Here is an 18885-nt window from a genome sequence, read left to right on the forward strand (position 1 = left end):
TGAACCTTGCTCCTTAGAAGGAATTTTCCACATTGAGTTGATTCTTCTTACCTGTCAATACCGAAACAATAGAAATAACTAATCCAAGAAATACCCAATGAAAATATAAGTTACTAACGGAACTTGGACTGATACTTGAAACAAGAAATCCAATAGAGCCCATCATACACGCTTCAAGTAACCCTTTATGGTTCCTGTTGGTACATTCTTTATAAAATCTATATAGACTTACGAAAAGATAAGCATACATGGTTACATAACCAAGCAAAATTATTATTCCAAAATTACCCATTATTTCAGCCAGCCAATTATGCACTTCTACCACTTGATTTGTTGCATAGATGGACTCGTTTTTTAAATAGAATGGGATATTGCCAGCACCAACCCCAAATCCAAATGTTTCTAATGAAAAGTGAAGGGTATTTCTCAGTAAATTTAATCTCGCTAAATTAGATGGAAGCAGTTCATTACTTGGATAAAAGGTTGCAGCGTAAAACAAACGCTCAAACATATGGATACACTTGCCGAAAAATACGATTACACAAAATAGGAAAACTGTTGAACCGATAATGGCTGCCACTTTCTTTAAAAATCTCGGAAGAAGGATAAACATATAAACGATTAAGCCGATCATGACTCCAAGCAAACTAGCGCGTGATTCCGTCAAATAGATCAAATACACGCATAAAATCGAAAGTATACAACTTGTTGTTTTAAAAAATACTAGTTTACTATTTTTTGTTAAAGATAGATAAAAAAAGAATGATATGGTAAGAAACGTTGCAAAATCATTTTGATTAAAGAAAACAGATGTTGGATATGACAACTTATACTCAGAGCCTCCGTATAAAGTTGATGTAGGCAGCTGGATGTGTGCAAAATGATTTATTAATCCAATCACCAATAAAATGGCTGTCATAAACATCCAAATTCCATAAAACAGAACCAAATTGATCATTTTCCTAAAAGTAAAAACTGCCAGAAAAACAAACGATATTCCCATACCCAAAAGAATTAATGACTTAATGCCTTCTATTATGGACTTTGCCCATAGTAGTGAAACCGCTCCATAGGCCATCCAAAACAATAGAAAAAAGAGAACACCTTTTACATGTACCTCATTCCAATATTGCGAAAGATTCTTTTCCTTCAAAGCTTGAAAGATAAAGAGAATAACCGCAGCTATCAGGAGCAAGCGATACAAAAATAAACTAAAAAATCCAATATGAATGTGTAAAACCGATTGATTCAGGAAAGTTGTCATGACAAAAATGTACATAACGCAAGCTGATACATTTGTTGCCTGTTTAACTAGTGGATTACTTTGCATCAAACTTCCTTCTCCTTTTTCACATTAACTATTTACTAGCTGCAATTGATAAGCTTTGTTTGAGAACTGGAGAGTCTCTTGTAATCCTTCGAATAGAGTCATAGAGGGCTCCCAATTCAGTATTGTTTTTGTTTCTTCATTGGCAAGAATACTATGACGTATATCGCCTGAACGCTCCTGTTTATAGATTGGAGATAAATTCGAACCAGAAGCTTCTTTCATCGTTTCAAACAATTCATTGATGGAAATGCATGATCCTGATGACACATGGACATTAATATTTTCCTTTGCATTAAGCGCCTTTACATTTGCAGATGCCACATCTTTAACAAAAATAAAATCCCTCGTTTGCTCTCCATCTCCATATATAACGGGTGCTCTATTCTCAGTAAGTTGATTTGAAAAAATAGCTACTACTCCACCTTCACCCTTTGAGTCTTGTCTTGGACCATATACATTGCTGTAGCGCAAAATACTATATGGCAGTTGATACAGTTTACTCGACATTTTCAAATAATTTTCAACTGATAACTTTGTAAGACCATAAGGTGACTCTGGCTGCGTTGGGTGAGCGATCGTCAGAGGTAATTCCATAGGGTTTCCATATACAGCTGCGGATGAAGCAAAAACAACTCTTTTCACCTTTGATTTAATCGCAGCTTTAATAATGTGAAGAGATCCCCTAATATTTACTTTTTCATCAAATAGAATGTCCCTGACAGACTCTGCCACACTTACTTGGGCGGCTTGATGGATAATATAATCTGGACAAAGGGAAACAATTAATTCAATTACACTTGGATCGGTAATGTCGTAATTAATGACTTCAATAGGTAAATGCTCGATGTTTTCTCTTCGACCAGTTGAAAAATTATCAATAACCGAAACTTTGAAACCTTTTCGAAGCAATTCCTCTACTATATGGGAGCCAATAAACCCTGCGCCTCCTGTGACAATCACTTTACTCATCAAAAACCCTCCTATATTACCTTTGATATGACTGATTCCGATTGAATGGCTGGTCTCCCAATCGAAAGGTACGTAAATCCAAGACCTTTCATCATCTCTAAATCAAAGAGATTCCGGCCATCAACAATCAGAGGCTGCTTCATTAATTGTTTGACTAATGGTAAATCCAATTTTTTTACGTCCATCCAGTCTGTTAAGATCATACAGGCATCTGAATCATTGATAGTTTCATATATATCTTCTGAATAGGTGCACTGGTAACCGATCTGTTTTTTTGCTTCTACTATCGCGATTGGATCATATGCCTTAACGATCGCACCCTGCTCTGTTAAGTAAGGAATAATATCCATTGCTGGAGAAGACCTAATATCATCTGTATCTGGCTTAAACGCTAATCCAAGAACACTTATTGTTTTCCCTTTCAAAGAACCTAATTTAAGTAACAATTTATTCACTAATTGCACCCTTTGCCCTTCGTTTGTTTCAATAACCGCTTTGATTAATTTAAAATCGTACCCACAATCCTCGGCAATATGCAGAAGTGCAGCGGTATCTTTTGGGAAACAGGAACCGCCAAATCCAACGCCTGCCTGTAAAAATTTATTACCAATCCGGCTATCTAAGCCAATTCCAGTGGATACTTTTGTTACGTCAGCACCGACACGTTCGCAAATATTAGCTATATCATTAATAAATGAAATCTTAGTAGCCAAAAAAGCATTGGCAGCATATTTAATTATTTCCGCCGTTTCTAAAGAGGCTTTCACAATATTTGCTGTAAACGGTTGATGTATTTCCGAAATTATTTGAAAAGCTTTTTCGCTTGTGGCCCCAATTACTGCACGCTCCATATTCATCGTATCCTGAATAGCTGTCCCTTCTCTTAAAAATTCAGGATTTGAAACAACATCAAAAGGTTGTTTGTCCTTGTTGAATTCATGAACAATAGTTTCAATTAATTTTCCAGTTCCAACGGGTACCGTACTTTTTGTGACAATCACCTTGTAATTATTTAAATTTTCACCAATGGATTTTGCGACTTGTTTTACATAGGTTAAGTCCGCTTTGCCTGATGATGTCATTGGGGTACCAACTGCAATAAAAATTACCTCAGCATCTCGAATCTCTTGACTTATATTAGCGCTAAAATTTAGCGTTCCCTTCCGTACATTTTTGTGGACCAGCTCTTTTAAACCAGGCTCATAAATAGGCATGATCCCCCGTATGAGGTCGTTTATTTTCAGTTGATCAATATCACAGCAAGTAACTTGGTTTCCTGATTCAGCAAAACATGTGCCTGATACGAGACCAACATATCCAGTTCCAATGACAGCAATTTTTTTCATCATTATCAATCCTCCTGATGATTTTTACTTGAAGAAAAGACTATTCAGTTACATAAATAGATTCTATCGTCCGTGTATAGACATCATTTAGCAATGCTCCATTGTGATCGGCATGATAGTTTTTTTGTATATTTTCATACAGTTGATCCTGAACCTCAGGAGTAAATAGATTTCGATTTAGGATATCGTTTATACGATTTACTAGGCTTGATACCGACTTACTTTTTATTAAAAGCGGACAATGCTCCCCAAATAAGTCCGGAACACCTCCTACTGCTGTACATATCACTGGTGTTTTCAAGGCTAATGCTTCAATGACAACAGTTGGCATCCCTTCTGTGTAAGACGGGAGGGCCAATATATCACTAGCAAACAAATAATCTTTTACACTTTCATTTTCAACCTGCCCTGTTAAGTACAATCTTCTATTAATATCAGAATGCTGAAGTAATTTTTCTTTAGCGGGCCCATCTCCAACAAACACAAGGGCTACATCATTAGAAAGCCATTCAAGTGAATGAGCGAGTTCAAAAACACCTTTGGCTTTTGTTAACCTTCCTACAAAAACAACAATCTTCTTGTATTCTGGAAGGTTAAGACGTCTTCTTAGTTGAGTTTTGGTTTCGGATGTTTGTTGAAATTTTGCTAGATCAATCCCGATGGGGAGAACTATACTATCCCTCCCTGCTAACTCTTTTGCCCTCTTTTTAAGACTTTCACCCACTGCTATTACCTGATTAGCCGCCTGTACAGTTTGTTTGAATGCTTTTTTTGCACTAGCACTAAAATTGGGATAAATATTTACATCACTACCATGTAACGTTAGTACCCATGGCAGTTTTTTTTGTTCAGCAACAATTCTCGTTGCCCCTCCAGACGGCATGGCAAAATGTGCGTGAATTAAATCGGTCTCGATCTGATAATCCGACATTGTTTTTAATATGGAAGCTGCAATTCGTTTATCTGGCTGGGCCCATCTTAGTTGGCCAGGAAGAGCTAAATAGGACGGGCGATAGACCGTCACTCCTTTTCGGAGATACTGAAAAGGAATACCCTGATTAGCTCGATATTTCTTTCGCGTGTATCTGATCAAAACGGGATTGCGCGGTACAGGACAAATCACTGTAACCTCCACTCCTTGTCGAATCAATGCTTGAACCTGAGTTTCATGAAATACACCAAGACCAGGTTTTTCGTCACTAGGATATACACTTGTAATCCATAAAATCTTCATTAGGATTGCCCTCTTATTTGTTTTTTTACGATCCTCAAGAAAAAATGGGGATACATCTTATACAAAAGCAAAATATAGACGACCGCACTTATGCCCACCGAAAAAATAAGTGGCCAAATGCTGGTTTGAGAAAAATAAAAGACAGAAACTTCTTTCATACAAAATGCGATTGCTGATATGAGCAAAGATAATAGGAATGGAATAGATATGGTTTTCAGGTATTGTCGAAAACGCAGCTGTATCAACCAGTTTAAGAACCATCTACCCACTAAGAAATTCACCAGGCTTACCCCTGCATAGGTCCAAGCTACAATTTCCAATTTATTCGTCATGACCGCTAGCCATAAAGAAACACCATAGAAAATGAGAACGCAGGCATCCCAATAAAATGCAAGATTAGCTTTTCCTTTTGCTAAAATTACCGAACCATTTGGATTCATTAAAACCCTTAGAATGCCTACGACTGCCATAATTTGCAAAACAGGAACAGCTTCCAGCCACTTCTGTCCAAAAATAGTTTGGATTAAAACATTTGACACCGCAGTCAAACCCATCAAGATCGGAAAAGAAACTAGACTTAAAAGCCTTGTCATGTGTAAGAATCCATCAGTTAATTCAACTAGATTTTGATGACTTTTCGAAAAAACAGGAAAAGCTACTCTTGTAATAATCGGATTGATCTTTAATACCGGAATGGTTACGATTTGATAGGCAAGATTATAAATACCAAGTGCCTCAGCACCCATAAATCGGCCAATTAATATAACATCAAGATTGGAGCCAATTCGATTAACTAACCGTGACGCTAATTGGAATGCCCCGAATGTCATGTATTCTTTGCATTCTGACATATCAAATACCAAAGATGGACGCCATTTCTTTTGATAACTAATATAATAAAGAATGCCTTTTAACGAATTCAGGACAACTTGTGAAATGACAAAGGCATAAATCGGACGAATTGTAAACATGAGAATAACCAATGTTAAAAAGGAGATCAACGTAGTCCCCACTTCAATTGCCCCCAGCAAATTAAAACGTAATTCTTTTTGCAACAAATATTGGCATTGCTGACCGATTGGAGCGATTAAAAACATCAGCGCCAATATACGAATCAGCTCGCTTAATTCACTTCGTTGAAAATACATCGCAATCAGTGGGCTACATAGAAATAAGAGAACAAACAAGCCCAAACCAACCCCCACATTGAGCCAAAACAGGGTTGACAACACACGAGATGAAACCTTTTCTTTTTGAATCACGGCTGAACCAAAGCCTAAATCTAGCACTATTTGAGCAAACACAACTATGGTTGTAATCATTCCTACTAGCCCAAATTCGGATATACTCATTAGTTTTCCAAGTAATGCAAACTGGATGATTTGAATAGCTGAAATCATAAGTGTAGAAATTCCAGTCCACTTTACTCCTTTATGTAGTTGGTTTCTGATGTCTGACATATACATTCCCTGCCTTTTTTATCGTGCTCCATCTCCTGTGAAAATGACTTTAAATGTCTTCAAAATAATCTTTAGTTCAAGAGAGAATGTTAGATTTTGTATGTACAACAAGTCATATTTAAGTTTTTCTCTTGGAGAAATATCATAACCCCCACTAACCTGGGCAAGTCCTGTTAGGCCTGGTTTAACAAGCAAACGATTTTCAAAACCTTTTATCTCTTTATTAAATTGTGCTGTAAAGACAGGTCTTTCGGGCCTTGGACCAACAATTGACATATCTCCTTTTAAAACCGATATCAATTGAGGAAGCTCATCTATGCGCGTTTTTCGTATAAAAGCCCCAACTTTTGTTATACGAGGGTCATTTACCACTGCCCACTTGGCCCCCTCTTTTTCAGCATCATTCCTCATGGATCGTAACTTTACCATCTTGAAACATTTTCCATTCTTCCCCATCCTCTCCTGAACATAAAAGGGTGACCCTGGTGTTTCAAGGACGATGAGGGCAGCAAATATAACAACGATTGGCAGTGCGATAAGAAACCCAGTGGCTGCAAGAAAAATATCATACACTCTTTTTAAATAGAGGTAATGTTCCACATTCTTTGATAATGTGAGATTTGAGGCTGGGACCGTCAAATAATCTTGGTAGATATTGTAGCTTTTTTCAGTACTCACAAATGTACCACCCCATAAGATTTATTAATAAAGTGTTTTGCTAATCCATACGTAAAGTATAGGTACAAAACTTGAAGTTGCTGTTGAGTACTGGTAAAGAGTTTGTAAAATATTTAGAATATTTATTAAGTTTCTAAATACTTTGTAAAGATTTTTGCAAAGTATAGGCAGATATAACGATATAATGAAAAAAACTGACACAATAAGGATTTGGACTTTTCCTTTTTGTGTCAGTTTCTTAGATTCTTATAGGGTTACAAATAAACTCCCTCTTATCTAGACAAGAGGGAGTTAGTTTAAGCAATCGATTCTTGCTTGGCAATTTTTAAAATTTCTAATGATTTAATATGGTAGCCATCGATTTCAAGCACTTTAAATTCATAATCATCATATCTAACTTTATCGCCTTCGACGACATCCATTTTTTCTGATAAGATCCATCCACCGATGGTATCCATATCTGAATCGTCAAGGTCTAAACCGAATAAATCATTAATTTCATCAATAAGGACTTTACCCTCAACGATGGTTTTATTTTCACTAATTTTATTAATTTCAGGTACTTCATCCGCATCAAACTCATCACGGATTTCACCAACAATTTCTTCTAAAATATCTTCGACAGTGACTAATCCTGCTGTACCGCCATATTCATCCATTAAGATGGCCATATGAACACGGTCTTTTTGCATTTTCAGGAGCAAATCATGGATTGGGATCGATTCAATAACCTGGATAACTGGGCGAACATACTCTTGAATCGATGTTTCAACATTTTTGCCTTTAATATATTCGGTAAAAACCTCTTTCATATTTACCATACCAACGATGTTATCCTTCTCACCATCGATGACCGGATACCTTGTATAATTTTCTTCCGTCACGATTTGAAGACATTCATTTAAAGATTGTGAGATATCAAAAGCAATAATTTCAGTGCGCGGTACCATAATTTCATTGGCGTTTCGATTATCAAATTCGAAAATATTGTTCACATATTTATATTCAGATTGATTAATCTCCCCGCTCTTATAGCTTTCGGAAATGATTAATTGAAGTTCTTCCTCTGAGTGTGCTACTTCATGTTCTGATGCAGGTTTCAGTCCAAAAATTCCGACGATGAAACGAGCAGAACCATTTAGTGCTTTAATAAATGGATACATTATTTTATAAAAGAGAATCATTGGTCGTGCAAAAATCAAAGTGACCTGTTCCGCTTTTTGTATGGCAAACGTCTTTGGTGCAAGCTCCCCAACAACTACGTGAATAAAAGTTACTGATGCAAACGCTAGTATAAATGAAGTAATACCTGATATAGATTCTGGCATGTTAAAGTAACTTAACAACGGATGAAGGATAAGTTCCACCGTGGGTTCTCCTAACCACCCAAGCCCTAAAGCTGTAACGGTAATTCCTAATTGACATGCAGATAAATATTCATCAAGATTAGTAACAATCGTTTTTGCCGCGATCGCGTTCTTGTTCCCTTCGCTAACGAGCTGATCAATACGTGTACCGCGGATTTTAACAATAGCAAATTCATATGCTACAAAAAATGCTGTAAATGCAATTAAAATTGCTATTATTAGTAGATTACTAATTATCAATGGTCTCCTTACTTAAAAGATAAGTAAGGAATACACCTCCTGTTTTTTTACGAGTTTATTAATTTTCTATCAAAATAATAAATTAATACTTAGCTAAACAATAATAATAATGTTTGAGCCAATGTAACGCCTTCTGATGATAATTTATTAACAAGTGATTCTTTTTGCTGGTTGTTTAATTTTTGAAGAATAGGTTCCATGACATTTATTTCTTCTTTCAGATGCTGCATAATACTAGCAATCTGTTCAACATGTTTTTCTACTTTTTGTTTATCAATTGTATTGTCTGACTTAATCAATTCAATGGAAGACTTTATTTCCTCAAGGGGCATATTCAAATTTTTATAATGTTCAACCATATTTAAAATTTGAAGACACTCCTCATTGTACAATCGATAATTAGAATCCGTCCGAATAGGGTTAAGTAAGCCTATTTGGGTGTAATAATCAATTGTCCGTTTGGAAATATTCTTTAATTTTGCTATTTCACCAATTCGATACAACTCCCCAAATTACTCACCCCTTCCCAGTTAAATGTTAAATTAAATATACCATATATCAAACCGTACAGTCAACGTTCCGGTTTGATCTATGGTTATCATCGTGTTAATATGACTGGTCCGTTTTTAGTTACGATAAGTGTATGTTCGTACTGAGCGACAAAGCTTTTTTCTGTAACAAAGGTCCAGCCGTCCTCTAGTTGAAATACTTCTTCATCATGGGTGGAGATAAATGGTTCAAATGCAATAACCATGCCTTCTCTAAGCAATCCATTGTCAGAGGTTTCATTATAATTATAAATATATTCAGGTTTTTCATGGATGGTTCGTCCAATACCGTGTCCTGTTAGATTTTTAATCACGGTTAATCCATGATTTCTAGCCGTTTGGAAAACGACTTTACCCATCCCGTTTATTTTGGAACCTGGTTTTGCTTTTTTAAGACCAGCTTCAAATGCCTCTTTTGCAACGTCGCAAATTTTCGATAAGATTTCCTCACCTTTTCCAACGACAATCGAGACGCCTGTGTCTGCAAAATAACCGTTCTTGGAACCAGAAACATCTATATTAACAAGATCTCCTTCTTGAATCACTCGATCACTAGGAATTCCATGAGCCACTTCTTCGTTGACACTAATACACGTAAACCCGGGAAAATCGTACTCCCCCTTTGGAGCAGAAATGGCACCCTCCTTCTCAAATAACTGACCAGCTATATCATCGAGCTCTTTAGTAGTTACCCCAGGTACCGCTCGTTGCACTAATTCATCGCGAATCCCGGCAACGATTCTGCCAATTTCTTTCAATCCATTAAAATCCTCTTCCGTCTTTGCAATCATGCTTTTTCCCACCTAAATTATTTTATCTTAATAAACGTTCACCTATTAGATTGTACATTTATCCTCAGATAAAATCCAAGCATATTAATTTCATGAAGTTTAAAACAACAAAAAACAGAGTTACCCAATGTAACACTGTTTTTTATCCATCATAATAATTTTACTTTTTTGATAAAATTTATTTCATTTAGAAATTTTTCAAAAATTTCTTTGTAAGTGGAATTAATTAAAAGTGGAAAGAGGTTTTCTAGTGCTTCTTGGTATTCTTGACCTAACGCTTCCCGGAGAAAAACATATTCATGAAAGAGCAGTGCTTTTTCAAAATCAATACCTAATTCATGTAAGCCTTTATATAAGTCCTTCTTAGGTATACGTAAGATCTTCTTAAATATTTTAATATTTTTTTCAATGAATTTCTCTTCTATATACCGTGTTACATAGTCTGTATACACCATCTGACCAATAGTATTTGTTTCATTTTTTGAGAAGTTAAATCCAATCACACGATCTTCCTTATTTTCACGAATAATAAACGTTTTACTACCTCGTAAATGTGTAATAAAATTTTTGACGCTTTTATCAAAAATTTTATCAAATTGAATAATTTTTTGCAGTTTAACGGCAAAATCAGTATGTTCTTCACCCACAACAAATAACCGGTCAACAATCGGTAAAAGCTTTAAGACTCCCTCGGAAAGTTGACTTGATGCATCATAAATAATGATATCATACTCGTTTTTCATTAACTTCACTTTTCGTTTTTGTTCGATTAAAGTTAATTTCGAAAATTCGTGGATGAGCTCATTTGAAGTCTCTTCTTTTTCTAAAGTCCCGTAAGAAATGAATGCTGCAGCTATATTTGTATTTAATTTAAGCCAATTATAAATGGATAAAGACAATTCAGTTACACCTGATTTTGCTTTTGGAGAGTAAAATCCAACTAAATACATGTCCCTCACATGCCTTTTATTTAAATCATATGCAAGAAGAAAACAAGTGTTAAAGACAAGCGACTACTATACAATTAATAACGTAGAAAAATATTCTTGTGATAAAATATATATATTCTAAAAAAGAGCTTTATTATAACCCAAAATGACAGAGGTATCCTAATGAAGAACATGATTAACAAAGAAATACAAACATGGCTCGATAACAAAAAACTCCCATTATTAGAAAAACTCAAATCATTAGATGAAGTATTTTGGGTGAATCCTACCCTTGAAAATTCTCAGCAAGGGATCGAAAAATCTCCGCTGACTTTAGAGGAGATTAAAGATGCGGAAGAAAGATTAAATCGTTTTGCTCCCTATCTCGCTAAGGTTTTCCCGGAAACAAAAGCAGCCAATGGGATCATTGAATCTCCATTAGTGAGCATACCATCTATGCAGCAAAAATTAGCCCAGGATTACGGACAGCCTATCTTAGGTGATTTATTACTAAAGTGTGATAGTCACCTGCCAATCTCTGGATCAATTAAAGCGCGAGGTGGTATTTATGAAATACTCAAACATGCAGAAGAATTGGCTCTTTCACATCAATTGCTTACCATCCAAGATGATTATTCGATTCTAGCAAGTGAAAAATTCCGATCCTTCTTTTCCCTTTATTCTATTGCCGTCGGTTCTACTGGAAATTTAGGGCTAAGTATTGGTATCATCAGTGCTAAATTAGGGTTTAAGGTAACAGTTCATATGTCCGCGGACGCAAAACAATGGAAAAAGGACTTGCTTCGCAGCAAAAATGTGCAGGTAATTGAATATGAAGCCGATTACAGCAAAGCTGTCGAGCAAGGACGAATCCAAGCAAAGGCAGATCCTAGTTGTTATTTCGTGGATGATGAAAATTCAAGTGATTTATTCCTAGGATACGCGGTGGCCGCTTCCCGCTTAAAGAAGCAGTTAGAACAATCAGAGTACACAGTCGATGAAAATCATCCTTTATTCGTTTACCTGCCATGTGGGGTTGGCGGTGGTCCAGGAGGTGTAGCATTTGGATTGAAGCAATTGTTTAAAGATAACGTCCACTGTTTCTTTGCTGAACCTACCCATTCTCCTTGTATGTTACTCGGATTAATGACGGGATTACATGATCAAATATCTGTCCAAGATGTTGGGATTGATAATGTGACAGATGCAGATGGACTTGCTGTCGGTAGACCCTCGGGATTTGTCGGCAAAATAATTGAACCCTTCTTAAGTGGAAGTTATACATTATGCGACGAACAATTATACAAATTGCTCAAGGATCTTGTCGATACTGAAGAAATTCATTTAGAGCCTTCTGCACTCGCAGGCATGATTGGACCGGTTTTCTTATTTAGAGAGGGAATTGATTACTTACGAAACCATAATTTATTGGATAAAATGAGCAATGCTGCACACATCGTTTGGGCAACTGGCGGAAGCATGGTTCCTGCAGAAATGATGGCAGAATATTATCAAAAAGGATCAAAATAATTGAGAAAAACATTATTTATTTCAACGATTATTTCTTTTGTTATATTTATTCTTTTTTCACCTGTTTTTATTCGACTAGTTTCATATTTACACCCAATCGTTTTAGTAGTGGTCCTGTTCTGTATTGTTTGGTTGGTTTTAGGGGTGGTTTTATTTATCCGGAAAGAAACTATCAATCTTCCCTACCCACTCTTTTTGGGAGGGTTAACTCTCTACACGGTTGCACTTGTGATTTTGTTATTTTTCCGCCCAAACGAGCAAAGCCATCACTCAATGAATCTTGTCCCCTTTTCCACCGTTGCATTTTATTTGTCAGGAAAAGTGAACTGGTTAATTTCCTTTTATAATCTGGCTGCTAATATTGGTTTGTTCCTTCCCTACGGCCTATTCCTTAGGTTTAAACAGTTTTCTCAATGGAAGGCATTATTTATTGCTTCATTGATGATTGCATGCATTGAGGTATTGCAATTTGTTTCCCATCGCGGGAGCTTGGACATAGACGATTGGATTTTGAATTTACTTGGAATTTATCTAGGCTGCGTTCTCTTTCCTTTGGTTCAACAAGTGGTGAATATCCCGAATACTAAAGGACCCATCGATAGATGAGTCCTTTTTATCATTTATTATCAAGCTGCAAATACGAGTAATAGCCATAAATACAAGCTAATTAGCGTGAAAATTAGGGTTAGAGGTATGACAACAATGGTCACTTTAATATATTCCATCCAAGTTATTTTAATCTTATTAGTCTTTAAAATATGCATCCAAAGTAGTGTTGCAAGAGTTCCGATTGGGAGGATCAGCGACCCAATATCACTGCCAATGATGTTTGATAAGTAAACGGTTTTCGTTAATAAGGGTTCTAGTCCCATATCCGTCAAGGCTAAGGTTGAAATCATTAAGGCTGGATGGTTGTTAAAGATATTTGAAAGAAATGCTGTTATGACACCCATGGTTAAACTAGCATGAATCAGACTATCATTAACGATTGGTTTTAGATAGCTTATAAGAAGATTCGATAATCCAATATTGTGTAAACCATAGATGATGACATACATACTAAAGGCGAATATTAAGATATGCCACGGAATTTTACCGACTACATCTTTTGGATTTACCTTTAAGTGAATCCATCTCCATATAAGTAAGATAACCGAACCACACACAGCTACTAACGAGACTGAGATGCCAATAAAGGATGCGACGAAAAGACTAATCCGTACAAGGAATACAAAGATGAGCATATTGAGCATGAGTTTCTTTTGTTGATTGAATAAAGTTTCAGAGCCTTGTTGTAAGGGATGATATGGACGGTTTTTATGCAGTGGAATGGAGTAGGAATGGAAGCGGATTTCTTTCGGAATATCTTTCTTAAAAACTAGGAATAATAGATAGGATAAAAATAGTAATCCCAGAACCCCAGGAACAAACATCATTTCCGTTTGGAGATACAAATCCATTCCTATTATTTTCAAGGCTATTAGATTAACGATGTTACTAACACCTATTGGAGCACTTGAAGCAGTCGCGATTAACGCACCGCTTAAGAGAAACGGTATCTTTTGCCTGTTTTTTAATTTTAAATTATTTAAAATTAAGATCAGAATTGGTGTAGTAATTAAGATACTTCCATCGTTATTAAAAAATAGTGTCATTAAAAAGCAGAGTATCAAGGTATTCCAAAATAAGCGAATTCCTGACCCTTTTGATATTTTTAACATTAAAGCAGCGGTCCAGCTAAAAAAACCAAAGCTTTCAAGTACGATAGCCATAACGATTGTGGCGATAATGGTAATTGCTGCCCCTGTAACCTTTGAGCTTATGTCAACTAAATCCCCAATCGAAACGCTTCCACTTACAAAAACTATAATGGCGCCTATTGCTGCTGGGATTGCTTCGTTCATATTTTTTGGACGGATAAAGATCAGGACCATTGTTAGAATAAAAGCAAGGATGGTAATGATTACCGTCGATTGATGATACATATAAATTAATTTACTCCCTTCACATAAGTTTCCTTCATTATTTTCCGTTTATTTCCTTCTTGTCCTTTGCTTTATATTACGTCCCAATGTGAAGGCTTGTTCTAAACGAATGTCTCGTCTTTTCATAAATCAGCATGTAACTAGAAGTATTTTCAAAAATCCTCCTAGATTTTTACCTAAATTTTTATATATAGACGAATGCCACACATGCATCTTAATAGGTTTATGTAACAAGAAATGAACAAAAAAACCGATACTTTTGAAAGTATCGGTTGCTACTGTTAGTGTTTTTTTCCTTTTGGACCTTTTGGACCTTTTTTACCATGGCTACCGTGGCTTCCGCTACTACCGCTGCTTCCTTTGCTGCCTGAGCTGCCACTGCTGCCGTGACTTCCACTGCTTCCTTTGCTGCCTGAGCTGCCACTGCTACCGTGACTTCCACTGCTTCCGCTACCTGTGCTACCGTGACTGCCTGAGCTGCCTGAGCTGCCTGAGCTGCCTGAGCTGCCTGAGCTGCCCGAGCTGCCTGAGCTGCCTGAGCTGCCTGAGCTGCCTGAGCTGCCTGAGCTGCCTGAGCTGCCTGAGCTGCCTGAGCTGCCTTTGCTGCCTGAGCTGCCTGAGCTACCTTTGCTGCCTGAGCTGCCTTTGCTGCCTGAGCTGCCTTTGCTGCCTGAGCTGCCTGAGCTACCTGAGCTGCCTGAGCTGCCTGAGCTGCCTGAGCTGCCACTTCCGCTGCTTCCCTTGCTACCTTTTGGACCTTTTGGACCTTTTGGACCTTTTGGTTTTTTTCCGCTTCCGTGACTGCCGGAGCTACCTGAGCTGCCTGAGCTACCTGAGCTGCCTGAGCTGCCTGAGCTACCTGAGCTACCTTTGCTGCCTGAGCTGCCTTTGCTGCCTGAGCTGCCTTTGCTGCCTGAGCTGCCTGAGCTGCCTGAGCTGCCTGAGCTACCTGAGCTGCCTGAGCTGCCTGAGCTGCCTGAGCTGCCTGAGCTACCTGAGCTACCTGAGCTACCTGAGCTACCTGAGCTACCTGAGCTACCTGAGCTACCTGAGCTACCTGAGCTACCCGAGCTACTTGAGCAGCCTGAGCTGCCTGAGCTACCTGAGCTACCTGAGCTACCGCTACCTGAGCTGCCTGAGCTACCGCTACCTGAGCTACCACTGCCTGAACTTCCGCTTCCGCTTTTGCCTGAACTTCCGCTTCCACTTTTGCCAGAGCTACCGCTGCCTTTGCTGCCTTTGCTGCCTGAGCTACCTGAGCTACCTGAGCTGCCTGAGCTACCGCTGCTTCCGCTTCCACTGCTACCCTTGCTACCTTTAGGGCCTTTAGGGCCTTTAGGGCCTTTATGTCCTTTAGGGCCTTTTGGTTTTTTTCTGCTACCAGAGCTACCGCTGCTACCGCTACCTGAGCTACCGCTGCCACTTTTGCCTGAGCTACCGCTTCCACTTTTGCCTGAGCTACCGCTTCCGCTTTTGCCTGAGCTACCGCTGCCACTTTTGCCTGAGCTACCGCTTCCGCTTTTGCCTGAGCTACCGCTGCCACTTTTGCCTGAGCTTCCACTGCCGCTTTTTCCACTGCCAGAGCTACTGCTGCTGCTTTTGCTGCTACCACTTTTACCACTGCCAGTAGATCCTGAACTGTCTGAACTTGACTTATTGTTACCTCCTTTTTTACCAACAGGATTATTATCTAGAAACCCAACTACACCATTTTCTTTAGCTTGTGAAAGTAATTGTTCAATATCAAGCTTTAGTACCATTATTCCACCACTTTCTTAACAAATTTTTCTTTTCTATTTCAATTTATGATGATTTTATCCATTTGACATAGACAATCATATATTTTTTAGACTTATAATTTATGATTTTCTACACACACCCACCCATGTGAATGCATATATCTAGAAAAAATGTTATTTAGGAGAATTCAAGTGTTAAAATATGAAATTATAATTAATCCGAAGTGGATAAAAAAATTGGATAAAGACATTTGGAATGATGAATTAGTACCTGCAGTTTTAAAGATAGGAGAAGATCGTTTTAATATAAAAATTTCCTATCGAGGAAATGTAATAAGGGATAAGAAAAAAAAATCTTATCGAATTGTTTTTCAAAATCCTTACAAGGTCAATGGTGCACATGAAATTCATCTTAATGCGGAATTTTCAGATGTATCATTAAGTAGAAACAAATTATCGCTGGATTTTTTTGATCGAATTGGAGTCATATCTCCCCACTCCCGGCATGTTCTGCTGAATATCAATGGATATAGTAAGGGCATCTATTTAAAGATTGAATCTTTTGATCAATATCTTCTTGAAAAAAGAAAATTGCCAGATGGCGCAATTATTTATGCAACCAATAATCGAGCCAATTTCTCGTTAATAACCAAGAAAAAGGAAATAAAAAAACGTTTAGATCAGGGATACACATTAAAATATGGTGATAAAGAAGATATCCTTGATTTAAAAAACTTTATCGCGATGATTAATGCCCTAAACAATCAAGATTTTGAAAAAGAAATCCCACATGTATTGGATGTCGAGAAATATTTCAGATGGGTCGCTGGAGCTGTTTGTGTCCAAAATTATGACGGGTTTATCCATAATTATGCATTATATAAAAATGGTAAAACCGGACTATATGAAATTACTCCTTGGGATTATGATGGGACATGGGGTAGAAACCTCCATGGCAGAAAACTTGATTATGATTATGTACCATTAACGGGATTTAACACACTTTCAGCAAGACTTTTCCACTTTAAACACTTTAGAAAACAATATAAAGAAATACTTTCAAGTATTTTGGAAAACGACTTCACTCTGGATGTCCAAAAACCAATTATTAATGAATTATTTAATTATTTAAAACCACACATGAGTCTAGATCCCTTTATTAGTTCAAACCCAGCAACATTAGAACAAGAAAAAAAGGTTTATTTTAATTTTATTAAAAAAAGAAGTTCCTACCTTAAAGAAGAATTAGCTTTATTCGTATAGATAAGAGGTATATGAATCTATTCATATCCTTTTTTTTTTGCCTATTTTTACCCAAAACAGTAAAAAAAGGCTCCTTTATTAGTACAACATCATCCCGTGATACATATAGATGCAGTGTAAATGTTTATTTAATTTAAAGGAGGATAATTCTTTTATGGATAGAGAATTGATGGAACAATTTGTTGGCAAAATAATTAAAGTTGACCGGGGTGGTCCAGAATCAAGAAGTGGAAAATTACTGGCAGTATTTGAAGACTTCTTTGCCATCTTAACCGAAAAGGATGGAGTCGTATATTATAAGACAAATCATGTCAGAAGTATCACAGAAAGTTCAAAAGATGATATGAAGTTTGGATTGAAGGTCCCCAATAAATTTGATATTAATACGGCCGAAAACTTTGTGAAGCTTTTAAGAAAAATAAGATTTCAATGGGTGAAAATTAATCGTGGCGGTCCTGAATCATTTGAAGGCGTACTAAGCGATGTAAACAAACATTTTGCTTCCCTGATTGTTAAAGAAGAAGTTGTCCGTGTCTCGATGAAACACATTCGAAACATAAGCTACGGACTGAAAGTTGGTAATTCACAAAGTTCCAATGAATCTAATGGTAATGACAACGACAACAAGAACAACGATAAAGACGATGATAACAAGAACAACAGTAATAAGAATAACAGTAACAACAGTAACAGTAAAAGTAACAGTAACAGTAACAATAGCAACAGTAATAAGAATAACAGTAACAAGAACAACGATAACAACAAAAAGAACAATGATAACTAAGATGACGAATAAAAATAATGTCGCTTCTCCTTCTAGAGGAGCGACCTATTATCTCTTTAAGGAGGATTAAAGATGGGGATAGATAAATTTTCAGCTGCAATGGATTTATTAAAAGGCTTTAGTGTAAATCTCTATGTGGGTGAAGACGTATTAAATGGAAAACTAATCGGTGTTGAGGCAGACCATGTAGTGCTGGAAACTGATAATAAATACATTTATTATTATAATATTGATAAAATTCAAGCAATCACAAAAAACACAAGAGAGTTTCAACCTGAGAAAACAAATGCAAAGTTTAAAAAAACACAGAGTTTAATAGATTTACTCCATTCCTTTCAACATACTTGGATAACGATATTGACTATCAACAAACAAAGATTTGCCGGTGTTTTAAGCGAAATTGATACAGACTTTGCTACTTTAATTAACGGTGATGAACGAATCTTAATTAAATTAACACATGTGTCCAACATCCTCAAAGGGATTATTAAAGAAGAGGCTGTGAAGACATCTTCATCAAACGAAAATGAAAAAGGTAATAAAGATTCTGATAATAAAAACGAATCAAAGGATCAATCATCGTCTTCCGGTGATAAAAAGAGCTCAAAGAATCATTCATCGTCTTCCGGTGATAAAAAGAGCTCAAAGAATCATTCATCGTCTTCCGGTGATAAAAAGAGCTCAAAGAATCA

The 18885-nt window shown here is 36.8% G+C and carries 17 protein-coding genes; 5 read left to right on the top strand and 12 right to left on the bottom strand.

Features of this window, described 5'->3' with window-relative positions:
• Positions 1–13: 13 nt before the first annotated feature.
• From tuaE to AB7942_RS10055, 10 genes are all read right to left on the bottom strand, one after another.
• Positions 14–1330, bottom strand: coding sequence for a teichuronic acid biosynthesis protein TuaE (gene tuaE / locus AB7942_RS10010; RefSeq protein WP_369446946.1), 1317 nt, complete (start codon positions 1328–1330; stop codon positions 14–16).
• A gap of 24 nt (positions 1331–1354) precedes the next feature.
• Complete coding sequence (locus AB7942_RS10015; RefSeq protein WP_369446731.1) at positions 1355–2299, bottom strand: NAD-dependent epimerase/dehydratase family protein; 945 nt, start codon at positions 2297–2299, stop codon at positions 1355–1357.
• An 11-nt stretch (positions 2300–2310) separates the two neighbouring features.
• Positions 2311–3645 carry a UDP-glucose 6-dehydrogenase TuaD gene (tuaD, locus tag AB7942_RS10020; protein WP_483310862.1) on the bottom strand — a complete coding sequence of 445 codons (1335 nt, stop codon included), beginning with the start codon at positions 3643–3645 and terminating at the stop codon, positions 2311–2313.
• Between the two features lie 40 nt (positions 3646–3685).
• Positions 3686–4879 carry a teichuronic acid biosynthesis protein TuaC gene (gene tuaC, locus AB7942_RS10025; RefSeq protein WP_369446733.1) on the bottom strand — a complete coding sequence of 398 codons (1194 nt, stop codon included), beginning with the start codon at positions 4877–4879 and terminating at the stop codon, positions 3686–3688.
• Positions 4879–6339 carry a teichuronic acid biosynthesis protein TuaB gene (gene tuaB / locus AB7942_RS10030; RefSeq protein ID WP_369446734.1) on the bottom strand — a complete coding sequence of 487 codons (1461 nt, stop codon included), beginning with the start codon at positions 6337–6339 and terminating at the stop codon, positions 4879–4881. The genes tuaC and tuaB overlap by 1 nt, the downstream gene beginning before the upstream one ends.
• A gap of 18 nt (positions 6340–6357) precedes the next feature.
• Complete coding sequence (locus AB7942_RS10035) at positions 6358–7017, bottom strand: sugar transferase (protein WP_369446735.1); 660 nt, start codon at positions 7015–7017, stop codon at positions 6358–6360.
• A gap of 296 nt (positions 7018–7313) precedes the next feature.
• Entirely contained in the window at positions 7314–8624 is a 1311-nt protein-coding gene (locus AB7942_RS10040; RefSeq protein WP_369446736.1) for a hemolysin family protein, read from the bottom strand.
• An 89-nt stretch (positions 8625–8713) separates the two neighbouring features.
• Positions 8714–9127 carry a MerR family transcriptional regulator gene (locus tag AB7942_RS10045; protein ID WP_098934885.1) on the bottom strand — a complete coding sequence of 138 codons (414 nt, stop codon included), beginning with the start codon at positions 9125–9127 and terminating at the stop codon, positions 8714–8716.
• A 95-nt stretch (positions 9128–9222) separates the two neighbouring features.
• On the bottom strand, positions 9223–9963 hold the full coding sequence (gene map, locus AB7942_RS10050) for a type I methionyl aminopeptidase (protein WP_214718766.1): 741 nt from the start codon (positions 9961–9963) through the stop codon (positions 9223–9225).
• A gap of 149 nt (positions 9964–10112) precedes the next feature.
• The gene (locus AB7942_RS10055) at positions 10113–10913 is read right to left on the bottom strand and encodes a hypothetical protein (RefSeq protein WP_088087740.1); all 801 of its coding nucleotides are present in this window, start codon (positions 10911–10913) and stop codon (positions 10113–10115) included.
• A gap of 171 nt (positions 10914–11084) precedes the next feature.
• On the opposite strand from AB7942_RS10055, the gene AB7942_RS10060 reads away from it, so the two are divergent.
• Complete coding sequence (locus tag AB7942_RS10060) at positions 11085–12422, top strand: D-serine ammonia-lyase (RefSeq protein ID WP_483310863.1); 1338 nt, start codon at positions 11085–11087, stop codon at positions 12420–12422.
• On the top strand, positions 12423–13028 hold the full coding sequence (locus AB7942_RS10065) for a VanZ family protein (protein WP_369446738.1): 606 nt from the start codon (positions 12423–12425) through the stop codon (positions 13026–13028).
• Positions 13029–13048: 20 nt separating this feature from the next.
• Here AB7942_RS10065 and AB7942_RS10070 read toward each other — a convergent pair whose 3' ends face one another.
• Together AB7942_RS10070 and AB7942_RS10075 are read right to left on the bottom strand one after the other, a co-directional pair.
• A complete protein-coding gene (locus AB7942_RS10070) occupies positions 13049–14407 on the bottom strand; it encodes an arsenic transporter (RefSeq protein ID WP_088087742.1) in 1359 nt (452 codons plus the stop codon).
• A gap of 223 nt (positions 14408–14630) precedes the next feature.
• Complete coding sequence (locus tag AB7942_RS10075; RefSeq protein ID WP_369446739.1) at positions 14631–16085, bottom strand: hypothetical protein; 1455 nt, start codon at positions 16083–16085, stop codon at positions 14631–14633.
• A gap of 253 nt (positions 16086–16338) precedes the next feature.
• Between AB7942_RS10075 and AB7942_RS10080 the strand changes: the two genes are divergently transcribed.
• From AB7942_RS10080 to AB7942_RS10090, 3 genes are all read left to right on the top strand, one after another.
• Positions 16339–17409: a CotH kinase family protein gene (locus AB7942_RS10080; RefSeq protein ID WP_369446740.1), complete on the top strand. Its 1071-nt coding sequence runs from the start codon at positions 16339–16341 to the stop codon at positions 17407–17409.
• Between the two features lie 154 nt (positions 17410–17563).
• A complete protein-coding gene (locus AB7942_RS10085; RefSeq protein ID WP_369446741.1) occupies positions 17564–18193 on the top strand; it encodes a hypothetical protein in 630 nt (209 codons plus the stop codon).
• Between the two features lie 72 nt (positions 18194–18265).
• On the top strand, positions 18266–18885 hold a 620-nt coding region (locus AB7942_RS10090), incomplete at its 3' end, for a hypothetical protein (RefSeq protein WP_369446742.1).

It is taken from the genome of Neobacillus sp. BF23-41 (assembly GCF_041106275.1).

Bases quoted from the DNA above. Each gene is read 5' to 3' on its own strand.
- tuaB (WP_369446734.1), bottom strand. From the start codon at position 6,339: ATGTCAGACATCAGAAACCAACTACATAAAGGAGTAAAGTGGACTGGA.
- AB7942_RS10060 (WP_483310863.1), top strand. From the start codon at position 11,085: ATGATTAACAAAGAAATACAAACATGGCTCGATAACAAAAAACTCCCA.
- AB7942_RS10055 (WP_088087740.1), bottom strand. From the start codon at position 10,913: ATGTATTTAGTTGGATTTTACTCTCCAAAAGCAAAATCAGGTGTAACT.
- tuaE (WP_369446946.1), bottom strand. From the start codon at position 1,330: ATGCAAAGTAATCCACTAGTTAAACAGGCAACAAATGTATCAGCTTGC.
- AB7942_RS10070 (WP_088087742.1), bottom strand. From the start codon at position 14,407: ATGTATCATCAATCGACGGTAATCATTACCATCCTTGCTTTTATTCTA.
- AB7942_RS10085 (WP_369446741.1), top strand. From the start codon at position 17,564: ATGGATAGAGAATTGATGGAACAATTTGTTGGCAAAATAATTAAAGTT.
- AB7942_RS10015 (WP_369446731.1), bottom strand. From the start codon at position 2,299: ATGAGTAAAGTGATTGTCACAGGAGGCGCAGGGTTTATTGGCTCCCAT.
- map (WP_214718766.1), bottom strand. From the start codon at position 9,963: ATGATTGCAAAGACGGAAGAGGATTTTAATGGATTGAAAGAAATTGGC.
- tuaD (WP_483310862.1), bottom strand. From the start codon at position 3,645: ATGAAAAAAATTGCTGTCATTGGAACTGGATATGTTGGTCTCGTATCA.
- tuaC (WP_369446733.1), bottom strand. From the start codon at position 4,879: ATGAAGATTTTATGGATTACAAGTGTATATCCTAGTGACGAAAAACCT.